Source organism: Pseudomonas nitroreducens, assembly GCF_024170165.1.
GTDB classification, from domain to species: Bacteria; Pseudomonadota; Gammaproteobacteria; order Pseudomonadales; family Pseudomonadaceae; genus Pseudomonas; species Pseudomonas nitroreducens_C.
In genome coordinates this window covers 241,547-253,672 of record NZ_JALJXP010000012.1, presented here as the reverse complement: position 1 = coordinate 253,672, position 12,126 = coordinate 241,547, and the positions used below count along the sequence as shown (strand labels likewise).

At 65.5% G+C, this 12,126-nt stretch carries 10 protein-coding genes and 1 rRNA gene; 5 read left to right on the top strand and 6 right to left on the bottom strand.

The features are described 5' to 3' along the window. The first annotated feature begins 152 nt into the window (after window positions 1–152). A 5S ribosomal RNA gene (gene rrf / locus J2T47_RS22995) occupies window positions 153–268 on the top strand. 261 nt (window positions 269–529) lie between these two features. On the opposite strand, the gene J2T47_RS22990 is transcribed toward rrf, so the two are convergent. From J2T47_RS22990 to J2T47_RS22965, 6 genes are all read right to left on the bottom strand, one after another. Further along, window positions 530–988, bottom strand: coding sequence for a GNAT family N-acetyltransferase (locus J2T47_RS22990; RefSeq protein ID WP_253452024.1), 459 nt, complete (start codon window positions 986–988; stop codon window positions 530–532). A gap of 119 nt (window positions 989–1,107) precedes the next feature. Next, window positions 1,108–2,325: a beta-ketoacyl-ACP synthase I gene (fabB, locus tag J2T47_RS22985; RefSeq protein WP_253452021.1), complete on the bottom strand. Its 1,218-nt coding sequence runs from the start codon at window positions 2,323–2,325 to the stop codon at window positions 1,108–1,110. A 10-nt stretch (window positions 2,326–2,335) separates the two neighbouring features. Next, window positions 2,336–2,851, bottom strand: coding sequence for a 3-hydroxyacyl-[acyl-carrier-protein] dehydratase FabA (fabA, locus tag J2T47_RS22980; RefSeq protein WP_138216449.1), 516 nt, complete (start codon window positions 2,849–2,851; stop codon window positions 2,336–2,338). 228 nt (window positions 2,852–3,079) lie between these two features. Beyond that, a complete protein-coding gene (locus J2T47_RS22975) occupies window positions 3,080–4,996 on the bottom strand; it encodes an ATP-binding protein (RefSeq protein WP_253452018.1) in 1,917 nt (638 codons plus the stop codon). Further along, window positions 4,993–5,913 carry an ABC transporter substrate-binding protein gene (locus J2T47_RS22970; protein WP_253452015.1) on the bottom strand — a complete coding sequence of 307 codons (921 nt, stop codon included), beginning with the start codon at window positions 5,911–5,913 and terminating at the stop codon, window positions 4,993–4,995. Before J2T47_RS22970 ends, J2T47_RS22975 begins: the two co-directional genes overlap by 4 nt. A gap of 1 nt (window position 5,914) precedes the next feature. Beyond that, on the bottom strand, window positions 5,915–8,023 hold the full coding sequence (locus tag J2T47_RS22965; protein ID WP_253452012.1) for a TonB-dependent receptor plug domain-containing protein: 2,109 nt from the start codon (window positions 8,021–8,023) through the stop codon (window positions 5,915–5,917). A 182-nt stretch (window positions 8,024–8,205) separates the two neighbouring features. On the opposite strand from J2T47_RS22965, the gene J2T47_RS22960 reads away from it, so the two are divergent. The 4 genes from J2T47_RS22960 to J2T47_RS22945 all read left to right on the top strand — a co-directional run bounded on the left by J2T47_RS22960 (window position 8,206) and on the right by J2T47_RS22945 (window position 12,117). Next, the gene (locus J2T47_RS22960; protein ID WP_253452009.1) at window positions 8,206–9,228 is read left to right on the top strand and encodes an NAD(P)H-dependent glycerol-3-phosphate dehydrogenase; all 1,023 of its coding nucleotides are present in this window, start codon (window positions 8,206–8,208) and stop codon (window positions 9,226–9,228) included. A gap of 13 nt (window positions 9,229–9,241) precedes the next feature. Next, a complete protein-coding gene (locus J2T47_RS22955) occupies window positions 9,242–9,598 on the top strand; it encodes a DUF4389 domain-containing protein (RefSeq protein ID WP_253452006.1) in 357 nt (118 codons plus the stop codon). Continuing rightward, window positions 9,595–10,059: a phosphohistidine phosphatase SixA gene (gene sixA, locus J2T47_RS22950; RefSeq protein WP_253452003.1), complete on the top strand. Its 465-nt coding sequence runs from the start codon at window positions 9,595–9,597 to the stop codon at window positions 10,057–10,059. Before J2T47_RS22955 ends, sixA begins: the two co-directional genes overlap by 4 nt. A 390-nt stretch (window positions 10,060–10,449) precedes the next feature. Beyond that, entirely contained in the window at window positions 10,450–12,117 is a 1,668-nt protein-coding gene (locus tag J2T47_RS22945; protein ID WP_253452000.1) for an AMP-binding protein, read from the top strand. The last annotated feature ends 9 nt before the right edge of the window (window positions 12,118–12,126 follow it).

Below are 12,126 nucleotides of genomic sequence, written 5' to 3'. Positions count from 1 at the left end.
GATGGTAGTGTGGAGTTTCTCCATGTGAGAGTAGGTCATCGTCAAGCTCCTATCCCAAGACCCCTGGTCAGCATCGCTGGCCGGGGGTTTTGCTTATTAGTGTAAGCAACCCGAATTTGGATGAGCGCCAAGGCGAGCATCCAACCGAATTGCTTGACGACCATAGAGCATTGGAACCACCTGATCCCATCCCGAACTCAGTAGTGAAACGATGCATCGCCGATGGTAGTGTGGAGTTTCTCCATGTGAGAGTAGGTCATCGTCAAGCTTCTAATTCCAAAGCCCCTGATCAGCGAAAGCTGGTCGGGGGTTTTGTTTTATGGGGCGGAAAAAACAATATGGGGCCTTACGTAGGGCGAATAACCCGGAACGGGTTATCCGCCTCACGACTGTGCAACGGGATACTGCTGTGCAGTGCGCTCTCTCCCTAACCCTCTCCCTGAAGGGAGAGGGAACCGTTCAGCATAGAGGGTGACTTTGGCGTTGGCCGGAGAGCCGTGAAGGATTCGGTTCGCGAGCAAGCTCGCTCCTACAGAGGGGAGAGGGGTTTGGTCATGATGAGGGTGCGTTCTTCGCCGTGGAGTTGTTCGCGCAGCAGGCGATAGCCCAGGCGGGCGTAGAAGCTTTCGGCGGTGAGGGATGAGGGGACCAGCAGGGTCTCTACGCCGCGCTCCAGGGCGGCTTTCTCGATTTGACCCATCAGGGCCTGGCCGATGCCCTTGCGCTGCTGCTGTGGCGTTATGAAGAGGCTGCGCACGGCATGGCCATCCAGGGCGCCTGTGCCGACGATTTCGTCATTCAGCAAGGCGACGAACACTCGGCGTTGCTCCAGTAGCTCGATCACCCGATCAGGCGAGAAGTTCGCCACCACCGATTCGATGACGCTCGCCGGGTAGTCCTGGCCGTTGCCTTCCCTGACGGCCGCTACGATGACCTGGCTGATGGCCTTGGCGTCGTTGCTGCGGGCCTGTCTGATCAGAACATCCATCTGCACGCTCCCTGCTATCCAATCTGCTCATCCTGACGGGAATGGCGGCGCGAGGGTAGGGCAGAATCGCAGGCAACAAAAAAGGCGCCCTGGGGCGCCTTTTTTGTTTTGATCACCGATCAGCCGTTGTGGCGTTTCAGGACCAGGGTGGCGTTGGTGCCGCCGAAGCCGAAGCTGTTGCTCATGACGGTGTCGATCTTCGTGTTTTCGCGGGTTTCGCGCAGGATCGGCAGGTCAGCGACTTCCGGGTCCAGTTCGTCGATGTTTGCCGAACCGGCGATGAAGTTGCCTTCCATCATCAGCAGGCAGTAGATCGCTTCGTGAACGCCAGCGGCGCCCAGGGAGTGGCCGGACAGGCTCTTGGTGGAGCTGATGGCCGGGGCCTTGTCACCGAACACTGCGCGCACGCCACGGATTTCAGCGACGTCGCCGACCGGGGTGGAGGTGCCGTGGGTGTTCAGGTAGTCGATCGGGGTGTCCACGGTCGACAGGGCCTGCTGCATGCAGCGGATGGCGCCTTCGCCGCTCGGGGCAACCATGTCGTAACCATCGGAAGTCGCACCGTAGCCAACGATTTCGGCGTAGATCTTGGCGCCACGCTTGAGGGCGTGTTCCAGCTCTTCGACCACGACCATGCCGCCGCCGCCGGCGATGACGAAACCGTCACGCTTGGCGTCGTAGGCGCGGGAGGCCTTTTCCGGGGTGTCGTTGTACTGGGTGGAGAGGGCGCCCATGGCGTCGAACAGGCAGCTCTGGCTCCAGTGTTCTTCCTCACCGCCGCCAGCGAAGACGACGTCCTGCTTGCCCAGCTGGATCTGTTCCATGGCCTGGCCGATGCAATGCGCGCTGGTGGCGCAGGCCGAGGAGATGGAGTAGTTCACGCCCTTGATCTGGAAGGGAGTGGCCAGGCACGCAGAAACGGTGCTGCCCATGGTGCGGGTGACGCGGTATGGGCCGATGCGCTTGACGCCCTTCTCGCGCAGGGTGTCGATGGCTTCCATCTGGTTCAGGGTGGAAGCGCCGCCGGAGCCGGCGATCAGGCCGGTGCGCGGGTTGGAGATCTGCTCGGGGCTGAGGCCGGAGTCCTTGATCGCCTGTTCCATTGCCAGGTAGGCATAAGCGGCGGCGTCGCCCATGAAGCGGAAGACCTTGCGGTCGATCAGCTCTTCCAGATTCAGGTTGACCGAACCGGAAACGTGGCTGCGCAGGCCCATCTCGGCGTAGCTGGGGTTGTGGCGGATGCCAGCACGGCCTGCACGCAGGTTGGCGGAGACGGTGTCTTTGTCATTGCCCAGGCAGGAAACGATGCCCAGACCGGTGATCACGACGCGACGCATGCGGATACCCTTAGAAGCTGTCAGTGGAAGTGAACAGGCCGACGCGGAGGCCTTCGGCGCTGTAGATTTCGCGGCCATCGACGCTGACGGTGCCGTCGGCGATGGCCAGGATCAGCGAACGATTGATCGTACGCTTGATGTGAATGTTGTAGGTGACTTTCTTGGCGGTCGGCAGGACCTGGCCGAAGAACTTCACTTCGCCCGAACCCAGGGCGCGGCCGCGGCCGGGGTTGCCCTGCCAGCCGAGGTGGAAGCCAACCAGCTGCCACATGGCGTCGAGGCCCAGGCAGCCCGGCATGACGGGATCGCCTTCGAAGTGGCAGGCGAAGAACCACAGGTCCGGGTTGATATCCAGCTCGGCGACCAGTTCGCCCTTGCCATACTTGCCGCCGACTTCACTGATGTGAGTGATGCGGTCGATCATCAGCATGTTCGGGGCGGGCAGTTGCGCATTACCCGGGCCGAAGAGCTCGCCGCGGCTGCAGCGCAGCAGGTCTTCTCGGGTGAAGGCGTTTTGTTTGGTCATGCGAGCTCCTCAAAAATCCTGGATAGCAGGCGTTGTTTGGCTTGTGCCTGCGGCGCCGCGTTCCGTTGTGCTTGTCACGGTGTCATGCGGCAGCCTAGTCATAGACTATTGCCTTTCAGTGAAAGTCACAGCAATCGGCGAACGCTTGTTCACTTTTCGCCGATGCCAGGTCCCGTCGGAACGCAGGCCCCTGGCCGGTCAGCAGTTTGCGGGCAAGCGCGCCATCGATCAACGACCTGGAGCAACCCAGCGCTGCAGAATCCGCTGCAACTCCGCACGTTTGAACGGCTTGGCGAGGTAGTCGTTCATTCCTGCGTCAAGGCAGGCCTCGCGGTCGCCCTGCAGCGCGTTGGCGGTCAGGGCGATGATCGGTACCTGTTCGCCGCCCGGTTTTGCACGGATCTGCCGGGTGGCTTCGTAGCCGTTGAGCACCGGCAGGCGGCAATCCATCAGGATCGCCGCGAACTCGCCGCGCTCCGAGGCGCGCACTGCCTGGGCGCCGTCACCCACCAGCGTGACGCGATAACCCAGGCTGCGCAACATGGCTTCTATGACCGTTTGATTCACCGGATTGTCCTCTACCAGCAGCACGGACTGACCAGTGGCAAGCGCGTCGCCGCCGTTCGTCCCATCGTCTGCGGCACTCTGCCGCTCCCGGAAGGGCAGGGGAATTTCCAGGGTGAAGGTTGAGCCGCAGCCTTCCTCGCTGACCGCGCCCAGGGTGCCGCCCATCCGTTCGGCCAGGGTGCGCGCGATGGACAGCCCCAGTCCGGTGCCGCCGTAGCGCCGCGAGGTGGACGAGTCGGCCTGCTGGAAGGCTTCGAACATGTGCTCCAGGCGCTCGCGGGAGATGCCGATGCCGCTGTCCTGCACCGAGCAGCTGAGCCACAGCACTTCGTCGTCCAGCGCCTGCCAGCTGGCTTCCAGGCGTACGCCGCCTTCTTCGGTGAACTTCAGGGCGTTGCCCAGCAGGTTGACCAGGATCTGCCGGATGCGCGTCGGGTCGCCCTGCACTTCGAGGTTGTCGAGGCCGTCCTGCACGTTCATTTCCAGTTCCAGGCCGCGCTGCTGGGCGCTGTGCTGGAACACCTGGATCGAGCTCTGGATCAATTCCAGCAGGTTGAACGGGATGCGCTCCAGTTCCAGGGCGCCGCGTTCGACGCGGGAGAAGTCGAGGATGTCGTTGATCACCTTGAGCAGGTGCTCGGTGGATTCGGTGGCCAGCGCGCTGTACTCGGCCTGCTCCTGGTTCAGCTCGGTGGTTTCCAGCAACTGCAGCATGCCCAGCACACCGTTCATCGGGGTGCGCAGCTCGTGGCTCATCATCGCCAGGAAATCGGATTTGGCGCGGTTGGCCTCTTCGGCTTCCTCCCGCGCCGCCACCAGTTGGGCGATGCTGCGTTCCTGCTCGAGGCTGGCCTGCTGCAGGCCGCGGGCGAGGTTGTTGATGTGCCGCGCCAGGTCGCCGACTTCGCCGTCATCCGGCACCGGCAGGGTGGTGTGGTAGTCGCCGGTCTGGATCGCCTGCACGGCGCGGCCCATGGTGCGGATCGGCGCGGCCAGGCGGCGGGCGAGGCGGCGCGCCAGCAGGTAGGTGAGGATCAGCGCGAACAGCGCGAGCAGGCTGGCCTTGAGGAGGATTTCCTGCTGCCGTTGACTGAAGGCGTCGCTGGCCATGCCGACCACCACGCGGCCGAGGTAGTCGCCCGAAGGCGGTGCGGCGGCCGGCAGCATGTCGTTGGAGGCACCCAGCTCGCCCTCGTTGAGGGCGATATTCTCGCGCTGGATCGAGGCGTGGAAGATTTCCACCTTGGTGCTGGCCTGCGCGGGATCGGCGGCGTGCTCGACGTAGACGAGGATGTTGTCGCCGCGGTCGCGCACTTCGATGAAGCGCACGTGGGCGGTGCTCAGCGTCGCCCGCAGCAGGCTCTGCAGTACGGGCAGGTTGCCGGAGATCACCCCGTACTCCGCCGCCGGGGCGAGCTGGTTGGCGATCAGCTGGCCGGTGTGGTTGGACTCCAGGCGCAGGTCCTGCAGACGCGAGTAGGTGAAGTAACCGGTCAGCAGCACGGTGAGCAGCAGCGCCGGGCCGAGGCTGATGGCCAGCATGCGCGTCTGGATGTTCCAGCTCTTGCGGGAACTCATGGTTTCTCTCCTTCGGCCAGGCGCTGCGCGAGTTCCGCGTCGCCTTGCAGGTCGATGCCGAGCGAGCGCGCCACCTGGCGGTTGCTCTGCACCTTGAAGCGTTCGGGGTAGAGGCTGCGGGGCCATTGCTCCGCCGGCTCGTCGAGCAGGGTGTCGAGGGTCTCCAGCCAGTCGCTCTGGTCGCTGTAGCTGCTGGCCAGGCTGCCGGCCTTGACGAAGGCGGCGGTCGGGCCGATCAGCGCCCGGTTCTCGGCGTAGGCGCTGAGGAGGATGCCCTTGATGGTCTGTGCGTTATAAAGCTGTTTGTCGTCCAACCCGAGCAACAGGTCACTGCGACCGAGCAGTTCTCGCAGCGGGCGGCTGTCTTCGGCGCGGGTCTGCAGCTCGCTGACCAGTTCGACGCCGAGCTGTTCGGCGGTGCGCTGAAGCTCTTCCAGGAGGAATTCGCTGCTGGGGCCGACCAGCACGCCGATGCGTTGCGGGCGTGGGCTGAGTTGCAGCGCCAGTTGCAACTGGCGTGCCGGTGGCGGGTCGCTCCACAGCAGGCTGAGGTGAGGCGGTTCGCGCTCGCCCAGCACCTGTCGGGCTTCGACGCGGCTGACCAGCAGGGTCAGCGCCGGCGGCGCGTCGTGGCTGGCCAGACGCCAGTTCAGCGCGCCACTGCCGAGCAGCAGCAGGCGGGTCTCGCCATCCAGCTTGGCGGCGGGCGGCAGGTTTTCCGGGGACTCCAGGCGCACCTGGTCATGCGGGCGACGTTGCGTCAGGGCCTCGGCGAAGTCCTGCAGCGCAGGACTCTGTTCCGTGCTGACCAGCAGTATGTCGCGGGCCTGGGCCGGCAGCGCGAACAGCCAGGCCAGCCCGAGGAGCAGGGCGCTGAGGAGGATTCCGGGGCTCGTCCATGAGCGGCGGGCAGACATGCTAGAAGTCCACCTCGGCGCTGAAGTAGAGCAGGTGGCGGCTGTCGTAGCGGTTTTCCGGCCAGGTCAGCGGCTCGTCGTCCAGCCGCTGTTGCAGAACGCCGGCCAGTTCCAGTGCGGTGCGGCCCAGGGGAATGCGCTTGGCCACGCGCAGGTCGACGCGCTCGAAGCGGTGCTCGTTCAGCGCATCGTCACCGTAGTAGAAGACCGAGCTCGACCAGCCGCGCCCCCAGTCGCGCATCCAGCCGGCCGAGCCGCTGTTGCGTGCGGTGAGGCGCTGGTCATAGCGGCTGCTGGCGTCGTAGTCGACGTAGGCGTAGGTCAGGCGCACGCGATCCTGCCGCGTCAGGCGCCAGTCGAGTTGGGTCTCGGCACCGCTGAAGCGGATTTCGTTGTCGTTGGTCGGTTCGAAGTCGGAGACCTTCAAGGGATCGCTGATCAGCCCGTGGATTTCGTCGTAGTAGGCTTTGATGTCGAGTGCGAGCCCGAGTTCGTCGAACTGGCCGTTGTAGCCGACCTCCCGCGAGCGCATGCGCTCCTGGTCGAGGTCGCCGGGGCCGTGGGCGCGAGCAAAGTAGTAGGCGCTGGACTGGCCGTAGACCGGGGTCGAGAGGTTGCGCACCCGGTAGCTCCAGTTCACGTCGTTCTCGTACATGTCCGGCGAACGCACGGCCTCGGAGTACACCGCACGCAGGCTGTGGCGCGGGGTGATCAGGTAGTTGAGGGCGATGCGCGGGCTGATCGAGCTGCCGGACAGTTGGTCGTCCTCCGCCATCGCGCCGCCCTGCAGCAGCCAGTGTGGCGTCAGGTGCCATTCCAGCTGGCCGAACAGGCGCCAGATGTCGTTGTTCACCGTGCCGTCGAAGTAGGTTTCCGAGGTGGCCTGGTCATGGCGGTAGCTCATGCCGCTGACCAGCCGCACGCCGTCGGCGAGGCTCAGGGTGTCCTGGACTTCGAGGTCGTAGCGGGTTTCGCGGATGTTCTGGTTCACCTGCCCGCAGACCGGCAGGTAGGCGCCGGCGGCCAGTTGCTGGACCACCTGCCGGGCCAGCGCCTGTTCCTGCGCCGTGCCACGGGGAATGCGTGGAAGCGTGTCGGCGAAGCTCTGCACGTACTTCGGGTCCAGGTTCCACAGCTGCGCGAGCTGCGGGCTGAAGGCGATCTGCGCTTCGCACGCACCGAAGTCCTGCAGGCGCTCCCAGTGCTCGGCGTAGCCCTGCACGTAGAGGCTGTGTTCGGGGTTGATGTCGAAGGTCCAGCGCATCGAGCCGGCGTAGTCGCGGGCGGTCAGGTCGGAGTTGTCGTCGCCGGCGGCGATGTTGCCGAAGATCGGCTCGTAGTCGTAGGGGCGCTGGTTGCTGCCTTCCTTTGCGGCGAGCTGCCAGTCCAGGCTGTTGCGCAGGTCGAGGTTGTGGCTGGCGACCAGGTTGAAGCGGCTCAGGCGGCGGCCGTCACGGTAGTCGCGGTCGAACTGGTCGTGGTCGAAGCCGTCGTCTTCCTGTCCGGAGAGTGACAGCCGGTAGTCGCCGGAGCGGTCATGGATGCCCTGGCTGGCGTACCAGTCGCGCACGCCGTTCTGCCCGGCGGTGTACTTCAGCCGCGTGCCCTGGCTGTCGGCGGGGTGGCGGGTGAGGATGTTGATCACGCCCATCAGCGCGTTGGCGCCGTAGCTCACGGCGTTGGGGCCGCGGAAGGCCTCGATGCGGTCGATGTCCTCGATGGCCACCGGGATGTCGCTCCAGTCCACCGTGGCCAGGCCCGGGCGGTACACCGAACGGCCGTCCACCAGCACCTGCAGGCGCCGCGCCTCGGTGACGTTGGTGCCGTGGTAGTTCACCGTCGCCTGGTTGCCCGACAGGTAGCCGACCATCATGCCCGGCACCAGGCGCATCAGCTCGGGAATGTCGCGGGCGCCGGAAGCCTTGATCAGGTCGCGGTCGAGCACCGTCATGCTGCCGGGGACTTCGGCAGGGGACTGTTTGAGCCGCGTCGCGGTCAGAACTTCAGGGACGTCGAGACTGTCCACGAACAGGTCGCTCGCCACGGCCTCGCTCGCCAGCAAGGCGGCAAGCAGGGACAGCGGCAGGGGAGCGCGGACGGGACGATGCACGGAACGGCCTTGTTCTCGGTTCTTATGGGATCGGTCGAAGTCTACGGCTAGACGTTTTCCACAGGACGGATGTTAAACGAGGCAGCGCTGATTGCCAGTCCTGCGATCCGGACTGGCCGGTCGCCGATGCGGCCTTATAATGCCCCAATCGCCGCCCCTAAGCGGTCACCAATGGAACAGACATGACACAGCAGCAACCGATCGCCGTCCTCGGTGGTGGCAGTTTCGGCACCGCCTTCGCCAACCTGCTGGCAGAAAACGGACAGCGCGTTCGCCAGTGGATGCGCGACGAGGAACAGGCCGAGGCGATCCGTACCCGCCGCGAAAATCCCAACTACCTCAAGGGCGTGCGCATCCATGACGGCGTGGAGCCGACCACGGACCTCGCCGCGACCCTGGCCGATTGCGAGATGATCTTCGTCGCCGTGCCTTCCAGTGCCTTGCGCAAGGTGCTCGACGGCCGCAGCGAGGAGCTGGCGGGCAAGATGCTGGTCAGCCTGACCAAGGGCATCGAGGCGCAGAGCTTCAAGCTGATGAGCCAGGTGCTCGAAGAGATCGCGCCGAAATCCCGCATCGCGGTGATCTCCGGCCCGAACCTGGCGCGGGAGATCGCCGAGCATGAGCTGACCGCCACCGTGGTCGCCAGCGAGGACGAAGACCTCTGCGCCCAGGTGCAGGATGCGCTGCACGGCCGCACCTTCCGCGTCTACGCCAGTGGCGACCGCTTCGGCGTCGAACTGGGCGGCGCGTTGAAGAACGTCTACGCCATCATTGCCGGCATGGCCGCCGCGCTGGGCATGGGCGAGAACACCAAGGGCATGCTGATCACCCGCGCTTTGGCGGAGATGACCCGCTTTGCGGTCAAGCTCGGCGCCAACCCCATGACCTTCCTCGGCCTGGCCGGTGTGGGCGACCTGATCGTCACCTGTTCGTCACCCAAGAGCCGTAACTATCAGGTGGGTTTCGCCCTGGGCGAAGGCCTGACCCTGGAAGACGCCGTGGCGCGCATGGGCGAGACCGCCGAGGGCGTGAACACCCTCAAGGTGCTCAAGGCCAAGGCCGACGAGCTGCAGGTCTACATGCCGCTGGTGGCCGGCCTGAATGCCATCCTGTTCGGCGGTCGTACCCTGGAACAGGTCATCGGTGCACTGATGAGCGGCGAGCCGAAGACCGACGTCGACTTCATTCCCACCACCGGTTTCTGAGGAGGTATCAACCATGTCCGCTGAACGTCAGCCCGCTGACCGTCTAGAGAAGGAATCCCTGGTCCTGCGCGTCGTCTGGATGCTGCTCTTCGCGCTGGTCTGGTTCGTCGCCGAGATGATCCTCGGCGCCGTGGTGGTCATCCAGCTGATCTACCGCATCATCTATGGCGCGCCCAGCGGCAGCCTGATGGGTTTCGGCGACAGCCTGAGCCAGTACTTCGCGCAGATCGGCCACTTCGGCACCTTCCAGACCGAAGAGAAGCCCTGGCCGTTCTCCGACTGGCCCACCGCCCATTCCCCGGAAGGCGAGGCCCCACACGACGTGCCGCCCGCGCCGCATCCGGTGCGCGACGAGGAGCCCAAGCTTTGAAGCTCTGGCTGCTGCGCCACGGTGAAGCCGAGCCCCAGGCCCGCCGCGATTCCGAGCGCCGGCTGACGGCCCACGGCATCAAGGAGGTGCTGAAGAGCGCCGCCCAGCTCGCCGGCCAGCCGCTGGATGGCATTCTCGCCAGCCCTTACGTGCGCGCGCAGGAGACCGCCGAACTGGTCCGCGAGGCGTTGGCCTTCGAGGGCTCGGTCGGCACCGCACCCTGGCTGACGCCGGACGACGACCCGAAGGACGTGCTGCGCTTCCTCGACGGCCGCAACGAGCAGAACCTGCTGCTGGTCACCCACCAGCCGCTGGTGGGCGCGCTGGCCGGCCTGCTGGTGCATGGCAGCCGCAGCGATGCCGTGCCGTTCAGCACCGCCACCCTGGCGGAGCTGGAAGGCGAGGTGCCGGTGGCGGGGTTGATGACGCTGGTGTCGTTGCACCATCCGCGGCATACCTGATTGTGCTGAAAGCTCCCGGACGTTCTGTGCCGGGGCTTTCCCTCTCCCCAGCCCTGGCTGCGCGCCCCGCTCCGAAGGGCGAGGGAGCCGCCCGCGCCGGCTGATGCCGTGGTTTCTCCTGCTGCCCAACAGTCCCCTCTCCCGCTTGCGGGAGAGGGCTAGGGAGGGGGGCTCTTCCTCCGCCCCGATCAATTCGTGCCCGAATGTTTCCGCGCGAGGCCCGTCGCAGAGCGGCTGGTGCCCATCCTTCGGCTAAATCCTACAAAAGTTCACAAGAGCAGCCTTGTCTGCCGCTGCGCTGCATGGAATATTCAACCAAGCAAGTGCTTGGTTGATCCATCGCTATATCCCTGAGCTACACCTCTGACAAAAAAAACAAAGGAGGGGCACGTGGTTAAAGCAGTCCGATTACCACTCGACCTGTTCTATCAGCGCGAGAAGAGCCACCCGAACAAACGCTACCTGGTGCAACCGCTGACCGGCGGCGAAGTGCAGACCCTGAGCTGGGGCGAAGTGGGTGAGCAGGCCCGCCGCGCCGCCGCCTGGCTGCGCAGCCTGGACCTGCCCGAAGGCAGCCGGGTGGCGATCATTTCGAAGAACTGCGCGCACTGGATAGTCGCCGACATCGCCATCTGGATGGCCGGCCACGTCTCGGTGCCGCTGTATCCCAACCTCAGCGCCGACTCCGTGCGCCAGGTGATGACCCACTCCGAAGCGCGGGTGGCCTTCATCGGCAAGCTGGACGACTGGCCGGCGATGGCGGGCGGCATTCCCGAAGGTGTGCCCACCGTCGCGCTGCCGCTGCACCCCGAGGGCCGCTTCGACCAGCAGTGGAGCGATCTGCAGCAGCAGACGCCGATCAGCGACGATCCGCGTCCGGACGCCGCCACCCTGGCGACCCTGATCTACACCTCCGGCACCACCGGTACGCCCAAGGGCGTGATGCACACCTTCGGCAACTTCGCCTTCGCCGCCAGCCATGCCATCGACCTGTTTGGCGTCGGCGAGGAGGACCGCCTGCTGTCCTACCTGCCGCTGTGCCACGTGGCCGAGCGCATGTTCGTGCAGATGGCGTCGATCTACGCCGGGCAGACGATCTTCTTCGCCGAGAGCCTGGACACCTTCGTCGCCGACATGCGCCGCGCGCGGCCCACGGTGTTCTTCGGCGTGCCGCGTATCTGGACCAAGTTCCAGATGGGCGTCTACGCGCAGATGCCGGCGCAGAAGCTCGACCGCCTGCTGCGTCTGCCGATCATTGGCCGCATGGTCGGACGCAAAGTGCTCGCCGGCCTCGGCCTGGACGCTGTGCGCTTCGCCCTGTGCGGGGCGGCGCCGGTGCCCGAGGCGCTGCTGAACTGGTATCAGCGCCTGGGCCTGAATGTGCTCGAGGTCTACGGCATGACCGAGAACTGCGGTTACTCCCACGTGTGCCGGCCGGGCGAGCAGCGGGTCGGCTGGATCGGCCGCAACAGCCCCGGCGTGGAAGTGCGCATCAGCGACGAAGGCGAGGTACAGGTACGCAGCGGCGCGACCATGGTCGGCTACTTCAAGGACCCGGAACGCACCGCCGAGACCATCACCGAGGACGGCTTCCTGCGCACCGGCGACAAGGGCGAGCAGGACGCCGAAGGCCACCTGCGCCTGACCGGCCGCATCAAGGAAATCTTCAAGACCGCCAAGGGCAAGTACGTCGCCCCGGCGCCCATCGAGAACCGCCTGGCCGTGCACTCGCGGATCGAGCAGATCTGCGTGGTCGGCGACGGCCTGATCGCCCCGCTGGGCCTTTGCGTGCTGTCCGAAGTGGGCCGCCAGGAAGCCGCCAACGGCTCGCGCAGCCAGCTGGAGCAAAGCCTGCAGGCGCTGCTCACGGAGGTGAACGACGCGCTGGACAAGCACGAGCGCCTGGCTGGGCTGGTGCTGGTCAAGGATGTCTGGACCGTGGACAACGGCTTCCTCACACCGACCCTGAAGATCAAGCGCAACGTGGTGGAAGGGACCTACGGCAAGCGCTTCAATGAATGGGCGGAGCGCCGCGAGGCGGTGCAATGGCACGACTGACGACAAGGA

Excerpts from the sequence above, each read along its gene's own strand:
- J2T47_RS22970 (WP_253452015.1), bottom strand. The coding sequence starts at position 5,913 with ATGTCTGCCCGCCGCTCATGGACGAGCCCCGGAATCCTCCTCAGCGCC.
- fabA (WP_138216449.1), bottom strand. The coding sequence starts at position 2,851 with ATGACCAAACAAAACGCCTTCACCCGAGAAGACCTGCTGCGCTGCAGC.
- J2T47_RS22975 (WP_253452018.1), bottom strand. The coding sequence starts at position 4,996 with ATGAGTTCCCGCAAGAGCTGGAACATCCAGACGCGCATGCTGGCCATC.
- J2T47_RS22960 (WP_253452009.1), top strand. The coding sequence starts at position 8,206 with ATGACACAGCAGCAACCGATCGCCGTCCTCGGTGGTGGCAGTTTCGGC.
- J2T47_RS22990 (WP_253452024.1), bottom strand. The coding sequence starts at position 988 with ATGGATGTTCTGATCAGACAGGCCCGCAGCAACGACGCCAAGGCCATC.
- fabB (WP_253452021.1), bottom strand. The coding sequence starts at position 2,325 with ATGCGTCGCGTCGTGATCACCGGTCTGGGCATCGTTTCCTGCCTGGGC.
- J2T47_RS22955 (WP_253452006.1), top strand. The coding sequence starts at position 9,242 with ATGTCCGCTGAACGTCAGCCCGCTGACCGTCTAGAGAAGGAATCCCTG.